Below are 13575 nucleotides of genomic sequence, written 5' to 3' on the forward strand. Positions count from 1 at the left end.
CCGGCGCCTTTCGAAGAGGGGATGGCCGTGCCGGGGGACAGGCAAACGGACGATCCGGTGCTGCGCCTGGCCGGGATCACCAAGCAGTTCGGCGCGCTCAAGGCCAATGACGGCATTTCGCTTTCGCTGGCGCGCGGCGAAGTCGTGGCGCTGCTGGGCGAGAACGGAGCAGGCAAGACCACGCTGATGAACATCCTGTTCGGCCATTACGTGGCCGATACGGGCAGCGTGGAGGCGTTCGGGAAGCCGCTGCCGCCCGGCGACCCGCGCGCGGCGCTTTCGGCCGGGATCGGGATGGTGCACCAGCATTTCACGCTGGCCGGACAGATGAGCGTGCTGGACAATATCGCGCTGGGCACGCAACCCCTTTTCTCACCGCGTTTCGACCGGACGGGTGCGAAGGCGAAGATCCTCAAGCTTGCGGCCGATTTCGGCCTTCAGGTCAATCCCGATGCGCTGGTGCAGTCGCTTTCGGTGGGCGAACGGCAGCGCGTTGAAATCCTCAAGGCGCTCTATCGCGACGCGCGCATCCTCATTCTCGACGAGCCGACGGCGGTTCTCACCCCGCAGGAGACGGATGCGCTGTTTTCCACGCTGAAGAAACTGGTGGCCGACGGACTGTCGATCATCTTCATTTCCCACAAGCTGCATGAAGTGATGGCGGTGGCAGACCGCGTGGTGGTGTTGCGCGCCGGCCGTGTGGCCGGTGAAGTTGCGGTGGCGGATACCGACCGGCACCAGCTTGCCACGATGATGGTGGGCCAGGAGATCGCGCCGCCCGACATCGCGCCGCCGGTGCCGGGACCGTCACTGCTCTCGCTTCGCAACGTACACGCGGCGGGGCAGGGTGGCGGGCCGGCACTGCATGGCGTCGACCTCGACCTGCGCGGCGGCGAGATCACCGGGCTTGCGGGCGTTTCGGGCAACGGTCAGGCCGCGCTCGCGGCGCTGATCGCGGGCACGGCGCGGCCGATTGCGGGCGACATCATCGTCAAGGGCGAGGCGGTCAGCGGCTGGTCGCCGCGCGCCGCGCTGTCTCATGGCATCGGACGCATCCCCGAGGACCGCCACGCCACCGGCATGATCGACGACATGAGCGTGTCGGAGAATGTCATCTCGGAAGCCTATCGCAGCCGCCGCTTCTCGCGTTTCGGCTTTCTCGACTGGGCCGCGGCGCGTGCCTTCGCCGAACGGATCATCGCCGATTACGACGTGAAATGCCCGTCGCCGGAGGCGCGCGTGCGCCTGCTGTCGGGCGGAAACATGCAGAAGCTCATCCTGGGGCGCGCGCTGGACGGCGAACCGGCGGTGATCCTGGCCAACCAGCCGACGCGCGGACTGGACGTGGGCGCGGTCTCCTACGTCCATGAACGCCTGCTGGAGGCGCGGGCGCGCGGTGCGGCCGTGCTGCTGATCTCGGAGGATCTCGACGAGGTATTGGCGCTTTCCGACCGGGTGATCGTGATGTCGAAGGGGCGGCTTTCCGCGCCCTCGGCACGCGGCGAGCGCAGTCTTGCCGAGATCGGCCAGTTGATGGCGGGTCACGGGTTCGCGGAGGCCTCCCATGCGGCTTGAACCGAGGCCGCGGCCGACCATGCTGCACACGCTCGGCTATCCGGCCGGGGCCATCGCGGCCACCGTGGTCTTCGCATCGCTCCTGGTGCTGGTCGCAGGGGCCAATCCCTTCAACGTCTTCTGGCTCGTCATCAAGGGTGCGGCGGGCTCGCAATTCGCCTTCATGGAAACGCTGACGCGGGCAACGCCCCTGATCTTCACCGGGCTGGCCGTGGCCGTCGCCTTCCGGGCGCGTCTATGGAACATCGGCGCGGAGGCGCAGCTCTATATCGGCGGGGTGATGACCGTGGTGCTGGGAACGGGCGCGGTGGCGCTGCCTTCGCTTGCGCTGATCCCGCTCATCATGGTGGCGGCCATGCTGGCGGGCGCGCTGCTGCTGCTGGGACCGGCCTTTCTGAAGATCCGCTTCGGCGTGGACGAGGTGGTCACGACGCTGCTGTTGAATTTCATTGTGCTGCTGTTCGTTTCCATGCTGCTCGAAGGCGTGCTGAAAGACCCGATGGGGCTTGGCTGGCCGCAGTCGAGGAAGGTGATCGACGCGGCCGAACTGCCGCGCCTCGTCAAGGGACGGCGGCTTCACTGGGGGTTCGTCCTGGCGCTGGCGAGTGCGGTCGTCATCTGGGTGATCATGAAGAAGACGGCGCTCGGCTACGAGATGCGCGCGGTCGGCCACAATGCGGAAGCGTCGCGCTTTGCCGGGATCCCGGTCAACCGGGTGCTGATGAAGACCGCGTTGCTTTCGGGCGGACTTGCCGCGCTGGCCGGATTTTCGGAAGTGGCCGGGCTCAAGGGCAACCTGACGCTCGACCTGTCGCCGGGTTATGGCTACACGGGCATCGTCGTCGCCATGCTTGCCATGCTCAACCCGCTCGGCGTTGTGCTGTCGGCGATTTTCGTGGCCGGCATCTTCGTGGGCGCGGACGCCATGAGCCGGGCGGCGGGCGTGCCCTCCTACATCGCGCAGGTGATGGTGGCCGCCGCACTCCTGACCATGGTGGCGGCGATCATGCTGTCGCGCTACCGCATCCGGTGGAGGTGAGGCCATGGGTGACGCGCTGGACATCCTTTTCACTGCCACGTTCTGGGCCGCGGCGATCCGGATCGCCTCGCCGCTGATCTTCGCCACGCTGGGCGAACTGATCTGCGAACGCGCCGGCGTGCTGAACCTCGGCATCGAGGGCATCATGACGGCGGGCGCCTTCGCCGGCTGGTTCGCGGTGTGGAACGGAGCGGACCTGTGGACCGGCGTGCTCGTGGCGGCGCTGACGGGCGCGGCCTTCGGCCTCGTGCACGGCTTTCTCACGGTGCCGCTCGGCCTGTCGCAGCATGTCACCGGCATCGGCATCACGCTGCTGGCTTCCAGCCTGACCTATTTCACCTATCGCGTGGCGCTGCCCAAGGTGACCTCGCCGCCCAAGATCGAGGCTTTCCAGGCCTGGCCGGTGCCGTTGCTGTCGGACATTCCGGTGCTCGGACCGGCGCTGTTCAACCAGACGCCGCTCACCTACCTGGCCTTCATCATGGCGGGCCTTGTCGGCTGGCTGCTCTATCGCACGCCGGCGGGGCTGGCGTTGCGCGCGGTGGGCGAGAACCCGGCGGCGGTGGAGGCACAGGGGATTTCGGTGACGGCGGTGCGCATGGGCGCGGTGATGGCGGGTTCGGCGCTGATGGCCATCGGCGGGGCCTTCCTGACCATGAGCGCCTTCAACTCCTTCTTCTTCGAAATGGTCAACGGGCGCGGATGGATCGCCATCGCTCTGGTGGTGTTCGGCTCCTGGCGGCCGGGCAAGGCGCTCATCGGCGCCATCCTGTTTGCCGCCTTCGACGCCTACCAGTTGCGGCTGCAGCAGGTGGCCGGGGGTCTGGTGCCCTACCAGGTGTTCCTGATGATGCCCTATGTGCTGTCCATCCTGGCGCTGATCCTCGTGGCACGGCGCGCCACATACCCGAAGGCGCTGATGATCCCCTACCAGAAAGGCGAGCGATAACCCCATGTTCGACATTCTCCTCAAGGGCGGCGTGCTGCCGGACGGCCGGACGGCCGATATCGGCGTCAGGGACGGGCTGATCGCGGCGGTGGAGCCGGCGATCGAGGCCGCGGCCGGCGAGGTGATCGACGTGTCGGGCGACCTGGTGTCGCCGCCCTTCGTCGATCCGCATTTCCACATGGACGCCACGCTTTCCTACGGCCGGCCGCGCATCAACGCGTCGGGCACCCTGCTGGAGGGGATCGGGCTGTGGGGCGAGTTGAAGCCGCTGCAGACGGAGGAGGAGATCGCCGAACGCGCGCTGACCTATTGCGACTGGGCGGTGTCCATGGGCCTGCTGGCCATCCGCAGCCATGTCGACACCTCCGACGAGGACGGGCTGAAAGGCGTGCGTGCGCTGCTGGTCGTGCGCGAGCAGGTGAAGGATTACATCGACCTGCAACTGGTCGCCTTTCCGCAGGACGGTTTCTACCGTTCGCCGGCTGCGCGCGAATGCACGATCCGGGCGCTGGACATGGGCGTGGAGATCGTCGGCGGCATTCCCCACTTCGAGCGCACCATGGCGGACGGGCGGCGCTCGGTGACCGAGCTATGCGAAATCGCGGCGGATCGCGGCCTCATGGTGGACATGCATTGCGACGAGACCGACGATCCGCTGTCGCGCCACATCGAGCAGCTTGCCTATGAGACGCAGCGGCTCGGGCTTCAGGGCCGGGTGGCCGGTTCGCACCTGACGTCCATGCATTCCATGGACAATTACTACGTCTCCAAGCTGCTGCCGCTGATGGCCGAGGCGGGCGTGGCGGCCATTCCGAACCCGCTCATCAACATCACGCTGCAGGGCCGGCACGACACCTATCCCAAGCGGCGCGGCATGACGCGGGTCCCGGAAATGCTGGCGCACGGCATCACGGTCGCGTTCGGCCAGGATTGCGTGCTCGACCCGTGGTATTCGCTGGGCACCGCCGACATGCTGGACGTCGCCTTCATGGGCCTGCACGTGGCGCAAATGACCAGCCCGGCGCAGATGCGCGCCTGCTTCGACATGGTGACGGTGAACAGCGCGAAGGTGATGGGGCTGGAAGGCTACGGCATCGCGCCGGGCTGCAAGGCGAGCCTCGTGGTGCTCGATGCATCCTCGCCGGTGGAGGCGATCCGGCTGAGGGCAAGCCGGCTCATGGTGATGGCCGGCGGGCGGATCGTTGCGCGCCGCGGCCGGCATGAAACCGCGCTCGCGCTGCCGGGCCGGCCGGCAACCGTCAGCCGGCGGCACCGATCAGCCATGTGAAACGGACCGTCGCGGCCCGCATGTCCTTGACCGGCCAGGCGCCGCTCATTAAGCGAGGCGTCAACAGACAGGGCGGCGGCCAGCCGCGGGACAGGACCGGACACGATGCAACTCGACACGATCGAATCGGCCATCACGGCCATAGCCAATGGTGAACTCGTCGTGGTGGTGGATGACACCGACCGCGAGAACGAGGGCGACCTGATCATGGCTGCCTCCAAGGCAACGCCGGAAAAGATCGCCTTCATGATCCGCCATACCTCGGGCATCCTGTGCGTGCCGATGACCGCGGAGCGGGCCGACGCGCTGCACCTCAACCCGATGGTGGCCAACAATATCGATCCGCTGCGCACGGCCTTCACCGTGTCGGTGGACTACAAGATCGGCATGACGACGGGCATTTCGGCGACCGAACGCACGGCCACCATCACCGCGCTGGCCAATGGCAATGTCGCGCCGTCCGATTTCATCCGGCCTGGCCACATTTTCCCGCTGATCGCGCGTTCGGGCGGCGTGCTGACCCGCTCCGGCCACACGGAAGCGGGCGTCGACCTTGCTTCGCTGGCCGGCCTTGAGCCGGCAGGCGTGCTGGCCGAAGTGGTCAATGACGACGGCACGGTCAAGCGCCTGCCCGAACTCATCGAATTCGCCCGCGAGCACGACCTGCGCATCATTTCCATCGAGGACCTGATCGCCTATCGCATCCGCACGGAGCGTTTCGTTCAGCGGGTGGAGGAAAAGGCCGTGACGGTCCATGGCGGGCCGGCCCGCATCTATGCCTATTCCTCCGATTTCGATCCGCTGCAGCACGTCATCCTGACCTTCGGCGACGTGCGCTCCGGCGAGGACATTCCCTGCCGCATCTATCGCGAACAGCCGATGGACGACATGGTCGCGCGGCTCAACGGCGACAAGGTGTGGATGGATGCGGCAGTGAAGGCCATCGACGCCCATGGCGGGCGCGGCGTCATCATGATCCTGCGCAATCCGCTGGGCCATGATTCATCGGTGGACGAACACGGGACGGAAGGCGACGGCAAGGACGGCGAGCAGCACGGCAGCGCGCTGGTCCGCCAGCAGCGCTGGCGGGAGGTCGGCGTCGGCGCGCAGATCCTGCGCGATCTGGGCATCCGCTCGATCGCGCTCATCACCACGTCGGAGCGGCAGTATGTCGGCCTCGGCGGCTTCGGCATCGAGATCACCCGCACCATCCGCATCTGACCGGGATTGATTGCAGGGGCGATGCCGCGTCAGGCTTCGCCGGACTGCGTCCGTGCGTAGTGAAGCTGTTCGCGGATGAAGGCTGCGATGAAGGCCGCCGTCATGATGAGGACGATGGTCGGCGCGGGGGCGCTGTCGATGAAGAAGCTCGCCCATATGCCGAGCACGGACGCGCCGGCCGCGATGGCCGCGGCGGTGGCCATCATGGCTGCGAACGTGCGTGTGAGCAGGAAGGCGATGGCCCCCGGCGCGACGAGAAATGCAACGGCGAGGATGATTCCCACCGCCTTGAGCGCCGCCACGACGGCCAGCGAGACCACCGCCAGAAGCCCGTAATGCAGGAATCGCACCGGCAGGCCGATGGCGCGGGCGTGCTGCTCGTCAAAGGCCGCCATCGCCAGATCCTTGCGGAAGACGAGCATGAAGGCGGTGGCGATGGCGCTGATCACGGCGCTTTCGGCCAGGTCGCCCCATGTCACGCCGAGCATGTCGCCGAACAGGATGTGGTCAAGATGAACGTCTGACGTTATCGACAGGTAGAGCACGATGCCCAGCCCGAACATGCCGGAAAAGACCACCCCCATGACCGTGTCTTCCTTGATGCGGCTGTTTTCCTTCAGGTAGCCCGTGGCGAGCGCGCAGCCCATGCCGGCCACGAATGCGCCCGCGCCAAGCGGCAGGCCGATCACGTAGGCGATCACGACGCCCGGCAGGACGGCGTGGGAGATGGCGTCGCCCATCAGCGACCAGCCCTTGAGCACGAGCAGGGCGGAAATCAGGCCCATGGGTACGGCCACGGCGAGCGTGATGAGAAAGGCCTGTTGCATGAACGGAAAGGCGAAGGGCAGCAGCGGATCGGACAGGATCTCGTTCACCGGTTGTCCTCCAGGGCGGCGCGCGCCCTTGCCCGCGCGGCCAGCAGGCCGTGTTTGGGCGCGAACACGAAGGCAGCGAGGAACACCAGCGTCTGCAGCACGACGATGATGCCGCCGGTGGCGCCGTTCAGGAAAAAGCTGGCATAGGCGCCGATGAAAGACGAACCGGCGCCGATGGACACCGCGATGGCGATCAGGCGGGGAAAGCGGTCGGTCAGGAGATAGGCCGTGGCGCCCGGTGTCACCACCATGGCGATGACGAGGAAGGCGCCGACAGTCTGCAGGGCCGCCACGGTGGAAGCGGCCAGCAGCGCGAAGAACAGGATTTTCAGCCGGTCCGGGTTCAGTCCGGCGGAGCGGGCATGCTCCTCGTCGAAGAAGACGGCCATGAGATCCTTCCATTTGGCCAGCAGCACGGCCAGCGTGACACCGCCGATGATCGCCAGTTGCAGCGTGTCGGCCGGTGTGATGGCCAGGATATTGCCCATGACGATGGTCTGCACGTCGACGGAGGTGGGCGAAAGCGAGACCATGAAGAGGCCGAGGCCGAAAAAGGAGGTGAAGATAAGGCCGATGATGGCGTCTTCCTTCAGGCGTGTGCGCCGGTTGAGAAACAGCATGGCAACCGCAGCCAGAGCGCCGGCGATGAACGCGCCCAACGAAAAAGGCAGGCCCAGCATGTAGGCCCCGGCGACGCCCGGAACGATGGAATGGGAGAGCGCATCACCGATCAGCGACCAGCCCTTGAGCATCAGATAGGCCGAGAGGAAGGCGCAGACGCCGCCGGTGAGCGCGGACACCCACATGGCATTGACCATGTAGCCATAGCCGAAGGGTTCGAGCAGGGCGTTCATCGCCTGGTGTCCTGCCGCTTTTCCGGATTGGCCGCCGGTGCGGGCTCCGCGCCGGTGCGGCCCTTGCCGTCATAAAGCACGAAGGGCCGCTCGTCGTCGGTCAGGACGGTGATGCCGCGGGCATCGTCGTCGTCGTGCAGGTCGGAGCCTGCCAGCGTGAAATGGCGCAGCACGCCGCCGAAGGTTTCCTGCAGGTTGCGCGCGGTGAACACCTTCTCGGTACGACCCGCCGCCAGCACCGTGCCGCGCACGAGCACCGCCCGGTCGCAGAATTCGGGGACGGAGCCCAGGTCGTGGGTCGAGACGAGGATGACGCGGCCCTCGTCGCGCAGGTCGCGCAGCAGGGCGATGATCTGTTGTTCCGTGCGGACGTCGACGCCGGTGAACGGCTCATCGAGCAGGATGACCCGGCCGTCCTGGGCCAGGGCGCGGGCAAGGAAGACGCGTTTCTTCTGGCCGCCGGAGAGTTCGCCGATCTGGCGCTTGCGGTGCTGGGTGAGCGCCACGCGCTGCAGCGCGGCGTCGACGGCGGCATGGTCAGCCGCGGAGGGGCGGCGCAACCAGCCCATGTGGCCGTAGCGGCCCATCATCACGACGTCCTCGACGAGGACGGGAAAGTTCCAGTCCACCTGTTCGGACTGGGGCACGTAGGCGACGCGGTTGTCGCGCAGGGCGCGGGCCGCAGGCTGGCCCAGGATGGTGACGCTGCCGCGCGCCAGCGGCACGAAGCCCATGATGGCCTTGAAGAGGGTGGACTTGCCCGCGCCATTGCCGCCGACGAGCGCGGTGATCGTGCCTGCGGGCACTGAGAAGGAGGCGTCCTTCAGGGCCGTCACGCCGTTGCGGTAGGTCACCGTGGCGTGTTCGACGGCTAGGCCGGGCTCAGCCATTCTTCAGGCCCTCGGCAATGGTCCCGATGGTCACGCGCATCATGTCGAGATAGGTGGGAACGGGGCCGTCGGGTTCCGACAGGCTGTCGACGTAGAGCACGCCGCCATAGGCCGCGCCGGTCTCGCGCGCGACCTGCTGGGCCGGCTTTGGCGAGACCGTGCTCTCGGAGAAGATGACGGGAATGGAATGTTCGCGCATGGCGTCGATGACGGCGCGCACCTGCTGCGGCGTTCCCTGCCCATCGGCGTTGATCGGCCAGAGGTAGAGTTCCCTGAGCCCGAAGTCGCGGGCGAGGTAGGAGAACGCACCCTCCGATGTCGCCAGCCAGCGGCGGTTTTCCGGAATGGCGTCCAGCGCCTCGTGCAACGGTAATGCGAGGGCGGCGATCTTCGCCTTGTAGATTTCCGCGTTCTCGGCATAGGCGCCGGCGTTCGCCGGATCGCGCTGCATCAGGGCGTCGCGGATGTTGTCGACATAGACCTGGGCCGCCGTGATCGACATCCATGCATGGGGATTGGGCTTGCCGTCATAGGCGTCGCCATCGATCATGATCTGGTCGACGCCTTCGGAAACGGTCACTTCCGGCACGCCATGCAGGTTGTTGAAGAACCGTTCGAACCAGCGCTCCAGATTGAGACCGTTCCAGAGGATCAGGTCGGCGTCCTGGGCCTTGACCAGGTCGCGCGGGGTGGGCTGGTAGTTGTGGACCTCCGCGCCGGGGCGGGTGATCGACACGACCTCTGCATGGTCGCCGGCGACGTTGGCTGCCATGTCGGCAATGACGGTGAAGGTGGTGACGACCTTCAGCTTCTCGGCCGCCTGTGCGGGGGCGGCAAGCGCAAGGATGGCAGCCATGCCCGCGAGGGAGAGGAACTGGCGAAGGAACCGCTTCATTTTCCTACCTGCAAATTGTTTGCATTAAAGCTAGAGGCGAACTGGCGTCGCGTCAAGGCACCTGCAAACGATTCGCAACTGGCGCTTCCTTATTTGCAACTGGGTCGCAACTGGCTATGGTCCGGCGCATGAACGCGACAATGACGGCAAAGGACATGGAGACGGCCTTGCGGCGGGCGGGCGTGCGGATCACGCGGCCGCGCAGGATCATCCTTGCGATCCTGGCCGACCATGACGATCATCCGGACGCGCAGGCGATCTTCCGCCGCGCGGTGCGCAAGGACGCAACCATCTCGCTGTCCACCGTCTACCGGACGATGAAGCTGCTGGAGGATCATGGTGCGATCCAGCGCCACACCTTCCAGGGCGGCCCTTCGCGCTATGAAAACGCGCCGCAGGCGCATCACGATCACCTGATCGACGTCGATACGGGCGAGGTGGTGGAGTTCATCTCCGAGCGCATCGAGGCGCTTCAGGAGGAAGTGGCGCGGCGGCTCGGCTACGAGATCGTCGATCACCGGCTGGAGATCTACGGGCGCAAGATCGGGCGCGGCAAACGGCGGGCCTGAGGGCTTGCGGCAAGCCTCACGCATCAATATATGAATATTGATAAATGTTTTGACGAGGAGATCGCCATGAGCGGCCCGACCCATTTCACCTGCGCCTCGTGCGGCAAGAAGAACCGCGCACCGGAAGGCAAGCCGCTGGAAGCGGCGCGCTGCGGCGTCTGCAAGACCCCCCTGTTTGCCGACCATCCGGCGGATGTGGACGAGGCCACGTTCAGGCGCATCGCCGGCGGCGACGACCTGCCGGTGGTCGTCGATGTCTGGGCGCCCTGGTGCGGACCGTGCCGGACCATGGCGCCGGCCTTCGCGCAGGCGGCGGAAACGATGAAGGGGCGCATGCGCTTCATCAAGGTCAATGCCGACACGGCGCCCGGCCTGATGCAGGCCTACGGCATCCAGGGCATTCCCACCATGCTGATGTTCAAGGACGGAACGCTGGTCAATCGCGTGTCCGGTGCCATGCCGGCGGGCCAGATCGTCTCCTGGGCAAGCCAGGGCGCCTGAGCGCCGGCAGGCATCGCCGTCACCGCGCGGTCCTTTCCGGGCAGCCATAGAGCGCTGCGTCCTTGTGGGCGCGGTCGACATGCTCGAATTCCAGCGTGGAGTGGTGCACGCCGAACCGTTCCGCCAGAAGCCGCTTGATCGCGGCCTTCACGTCTTCCTGCCTGTCCCATGCCTGTGCGGTCAGCACGACATGCGCGTCGAAGGAGGCCGCATGTTCCTGCATCTGCCAGAAATGGACATGGTGAATACCGGCGACGCCGTCCAGTTCGCTTGCCGCAGCGATGATGTCCTTGCCTTCGAGGCCATCGGGGCTGCCGAGCATCAGGGTGCGGACCGGACCGCCGATCTCGCGGAAGGCCAGCCAGAGGATGTAGGCGGCGATGGCGATGGTGATGAGCGGGTCCACGATGCGCCAGTCGTAGAGCAGGATCAGCGTGCCGCCCACGATCACCGCGACGGAAGCGAGCGCGTCTGACAGGTTGTGCAGGAAAAGCGCGCGGATGTTCACGCTGCCTCTCTGCATGGACCAGGTCAGCAAGGCGGTCAGGGCATCCACGGCCAGCGCCACGCCGGCGACGATGACGACGGTCCAGCCGGCCACCGCCGGCGGGTCGATCAGGCGCATGGCACCTTCATAGATCAGGTAGAGGCCGACAAGGATCAGGGTCGTGTAATTGATGAGCGCGGCAACGATCTCGATGCGGCCGTAGCCATAGGTCATGGCCTCATCCGCCGGTCTGCGGGCGATGCGGCGCGCTGCATAGGCGATGGCCAGCGACGCCATGTCGGACAGGTTGTGCAGGGCATCGGCGATCAGCGCGAGGCTGCCTGACAGGATGCCTCCGGCGATCTGGGCCAGCGTCAGCAGGCCGTTGGCCCAGATGGCGACGAGCACACGCCGGTCACCGCTTGCCGGGTCGAGATGGGCATGGCCGTGATGGCCATGCCCGTGTTCATGGTGATGTCCATGTTCCATGCCATGCCTTCCTTTTCCGGCACAAGGGATTCGCCGCCGCCTTCCCAGCCAACCCCTCAAACCGCTCAAGGTTCAAGCGGAAATCGCGGCAAGCTTCCCCTGCCTACAGCCCGCCGAAACCGGCACGGGCGGACCAGTAGTCCCAGGCGCGGGCCTGCGGCATGTCGCCTGCCAGCATGGCGCCGGCCCGTTCGATCTCGCCGTCGGAGAGATATTGCGGCTGGCCGAGCGGCAGCGTCTTCAGGATCAGTTCGGCATTGTCGCGCATGTAGATGGAGACCATGCAGATGCCCTTCAGGTTCGCCGCAGCGCAGACGGCGCCATGGCCGCGCAACAGGGCGGTGGCGTTGCCGCCCAGCGTCCGGGCCAGCGAATGGCCCATCTCCAGCGTGTCGACCAGCATGTTGGTATCGCCGAATTCGGCCTGGCTGTCCCAGACGGGAACCGTCGCGCCGGTGACCGATGCCATGTGGAAGACGGGTTTGAGCGCAATGCCGGTCAATGAAAACGGAATGACGGCGGGCGCATGGTGATGGGACACGGCGTTGACGTCCGGGCGTGCCCGGTAGATGGCGCCATGGATGAAGCGCTCGGCATAGGGCCGCCGGGGGTCGTCGGAGAACAGCGTGCCGTCGAGGTCGAATTCCATGATGTCGTCACGGGTCACGATTTCGGGGCTGCGCGAGCGCGACAGGAAAAACCGGTCCGGATCGACCGGATTGCGCACGCTGACATGGCCGAAGCCGTCGATGATGTTCTCGCGTGCCAGGATGCGGTTTGCGATGACCAGGTCGCGGATCGCGTTTTCGGTCAGGTCCCTCTCGTTCATGATGTTTCTCCCTCTGTTTGTCGTTTCGTGTTGCTTCAGCCGGGCAGGGACATCAGGACGACGCCTGCCGTGGCGAGAAGGGTGGCCATGATGATGGCGCGGCCGGGCATGGGTTCGGTCTTGAAGACGGCAACGGCCAGGAATGCGGCAATGTAGACCTCGACCGAATTGATGAAGGCCACGCGGCCGACGCCGGTCAGTTTCAGCGCCGCGAACTGGGACAGCTGTCCGGCGGCGATGAGTACCGCCGCCATCACCTGCCAGGGATTGGGCGCCTTCAGCACGCCGGCTAGGACCGTTCGGTAGCGGGTGCTGACGAGGGCCGCCCCGGCATAGAAGACGATGGCGGTGACCGATCCGACGAAAGCGCCGAAAAAGGCGTCCGGTACGGCTTCGAGGCCGAACTTGCGCGCCACGAAGCTCAGCGCGTAGAGCAGGGCCGAGACGACGCCGAAGACAAGGCCGCGCGAGATCATGGCGCGGCGGGCCGGATCATCGCCGGAAATGCGGATTCGGGCGCTGTTCTCGCGGTAAAGCAGGTAGAAGCTGGCGGCGATGAGCGCCATGCCGGCCGCGGCCATGCCCGACACCGTCTCGCCCAGCGCCAGCCAGGCCAGGATGACGGACATGAAGGGCATCAGGCGGCGTGTCGTCGAGGCGCGAATCACGCCGGCCAGCTCGATCGACCAGTACATGGTGATGCGGCCCCAGACGGTGGCAAGGAGGCCGGAGGCCACGAACCAGACGGTCGCGATTCCCGCCAAGTGCCAGGCGGATGCGCGCACCGGCCCGCCGCCCGTGGCGAACCATGCAAGGCCGGCGAAAAGGCCCGTGGCGATGGCGGACAGCAGGACGCCGCTTTCGCCGCTGCTGGTCTGCGCGCCCTTGGCGATGGCGACGCTGGACAGGGCGAATGCGAAGGCCGCGCCAAGCGCGAGGAGTTCACCGGTCACGCCGGCCTGCCCGGGGTGTTGTCGTCATCGTGATCCCGGAAGGCAGGACGGCCGCACTTCCCTCTCCCCTTAGAATGCTAAGGAAAACGCCTATACCGGGAATCCGCGGGGCTGTCGAGCGACCGGCAGGCATGGCTTATCCAATTGACAAGCGCGTTTTC

At 66.4% G+C, this 13575-nt stretch carries 14 protein-coding genes; 7 read left to right on the plus strand and 7 right to left on the minus strand.

Annotated features, from left to right (window positions below):
* The first annotated feature begins 21 nt into the window (after nt 1-21).
* The 5 genes from ACLB6G_RS04815 (at nt 22) to ribB (ending at nt 6072) form a co-directional block, all read left to right on the plus strand.
* Nucleotides 22-1575, plus strand: a complete 1554-nt coding sequence (locus ACLB6G_RS04815; protein WP_410354969.1) for an ABC transporter ATP-binding protein — start codon at nt 22-24, stop codon at nt 1573-1575.
* On the plus strand, nt 1565-2614 hold the full coding sequence (locus ACLB6G_RS04820; protein ID WP_410354970.1) for an ABC transporter permease: 1050 nt from the start codon (nt 1565-1567) through the stop codon (nt 2612-2614). The genes ACLB6G_RS04815 and ACLB6G_RS04820 overlap by 11 nt, the downstream gene beginning before the upstream one ends.
* A gap of 4 nt (nt 2615-2618) precedes the next feature.
* Nucleotides 2619-3563: an ABC transporter permease gene (locus ACLB6G_RS04825; protein WP_410354971.1), complete on the plus strand. Its 945-nt coding sequence runs from the start codon at nt 2619-2621 to the stop codon at nt 3561-3563.
* Between the two features lie 4 nt (nt 3564-3567).
* Entirely contained in the window at nt 3568-4851 is a 1284-nt protein-coding gene (locus ACLB6G_RS04830) for an amidohydrolase family protein (protein WP_410354972.1), read from the plus strand.
* 105 nt (nt 4852-4956) lie between these two features.
* Nucleotides 4957-6072, plus strand: coding sequence for a 3,4-dihydroxy-2-butanone-4-phosphate synthase (gene ribB, locus ACLB6G_RS04835; RefSeq protein ID WP_410354973.1), 1116 nt, complete (start codon nt 4957-4959; stop codon nt 6070-6072).
* Between the two features lie 29 nt (nt 6073-6101).
* On the opposite strand, the gene ACLB6G_RS04840 is transcribed toward ribB, so the two are convergent.
* Genes ACLB6G_RS04840 through ACLB6G_RS04855 form a run of 4 tightly spaced genes read right to left on the minus strand, consistent with a single transcriptional unit; the run spans nt 6102 to nt 9586 of the window.
* Nucleotides 6102-6947, minus strand: coding sequence for a metal ABC transporter permease (locus ACLB6G_RS04840; RefSeq protein WP_410354974.1), 846 nt, complete (start codon nt 6945-6947; stop codon nt 6102-6104).
* Nucleotides 6944-7801 (minus strand): metal ABC transporter permease, encoded by an 858-nt coding sequence (locus tag ACLB6G_RS04845; RefSeq protein ID WP_410354975.1) that lies wholly within the window; start codon nt 7799-7801, stop codon nt 6944-6946. Before ACLB6G_RS04845 ends, ACLB6G_RS04840 begins: the two co-directional genes overlap by 4 nt.
* Nucleotides 7798-8691: a manganese/iron ABC transporter ATP-binding protein gene (locus ACLB6G_RS04850; RefSeq protein WP_410354976.1), complete on the minus strand. Its 894-nt coding sequence runs from the start codon at nt 8689-8691 to the stop codon at nt 7798-7800. Before ACLB6G_RS04850 ends, ACLB6G_RS04845 begins: the two co-directional genes overlap by 4 nt.
* The gene (locus ACLB6G_RS04855; protein WP_410354977.1) at nt 8684-9586 is read right to left on the minus strand and encodes a metal ABC transporter substrate-binding protein; all 903 of its coding nucleotides are present in this window, start codon (nt 9584-9586) and stop codon (nt 8684-8686) included. The genes ACLB6G_RS04850 and ACLB6G_RS04855 overlap by 8 nt, the downstream gene beginning before the upstream one ends.
* A gap of 128 nt (nt 9587-9714) precedes the next feature.
* Here ACLB6G_RS04855 and ACLB6G_RS04860 point away from each other — a divergent pair, with 128 nt between their 5' ends.
* Nucleotides 9715-10155 carry a Fur family transcriptional regulator gene (locus ACLB6G_RS04860; protein WP_410354978.1) on the plus strand — a complete coding sequence of 147 codons (441 nt, stop codon included), beginning with the start codon at nt 9715-9717 and terminating at the stop codon, nt 10153-10155.
* Nucleotides 10156-10221: 66 nt separating this feature from the next.
* Nucleotides 10222-10656, plus strand: a complete 435-nt coding sequence (trxC, locus tag ACLB6G_RS04865) for a thioredoxin TrxC (protein WP_410354979.1) — start codon at nt 10222-10224, stop codon at nt 10654-10656.
* Between the two features lie 19 nt (nt 10657-10675).
* Here the strand turns inward: trxC and ACLB6G_RS04870 are convergent, their stop codons facing one another.
* From ACLB6G_RS04870 to ACLB6G_RS04880, 3 genes are all read right to left on the minus strand, one after another.
* Nucleotides 10676-11632 carry a cation diffusion facilitator family transporter gene (locus ACLB6G_RS04870; RefSeq protein WP_410354980.1) on the minus strand — a complete coding sequence of 319 codons (957 nt, stop codon included), beginning with the start codon at nt 11630-11632 and terminating at the stop codon, nt 10676-10678.
* 103 nt (nt 11633-11735) lie between these two features.
* Nucleotides 11736-12461: a class II aldolase/adducin family protein gene (locus tag ACLB6G_RS04875; RefSeq protein ID WP_410354981.1), complete on the minus strand. Its 726-nt coding sequence runs from the start codon at nt 12459-12461 to the stop codon at nt 11736-11738.
* Between the two features lie 35 nt (nt 12462-12496).
* Nucleotides 12497-13414, minus strand: a complete 918-nt coding sequence (locus tag ACLB6G_RS04880) for an EamA family transporter (RefSeq protein ID WP_410354982.1) — start codon at nt 13412-13414, stop codon at nt 12497-12499.
* Nucleotides 13415-13575 lie beyond the last annotated feature (161 nt).

The organism is Zhengella sedimenti (assembly GCF_046506625.1).
Taxonomy (GTDB): domain Bacteria; phylum Pseudomonadota; class Alphaproteobacteria; order Rhizobiales; family Rhizobiaceae; genus Zhengella; species Zhengella sedimenti.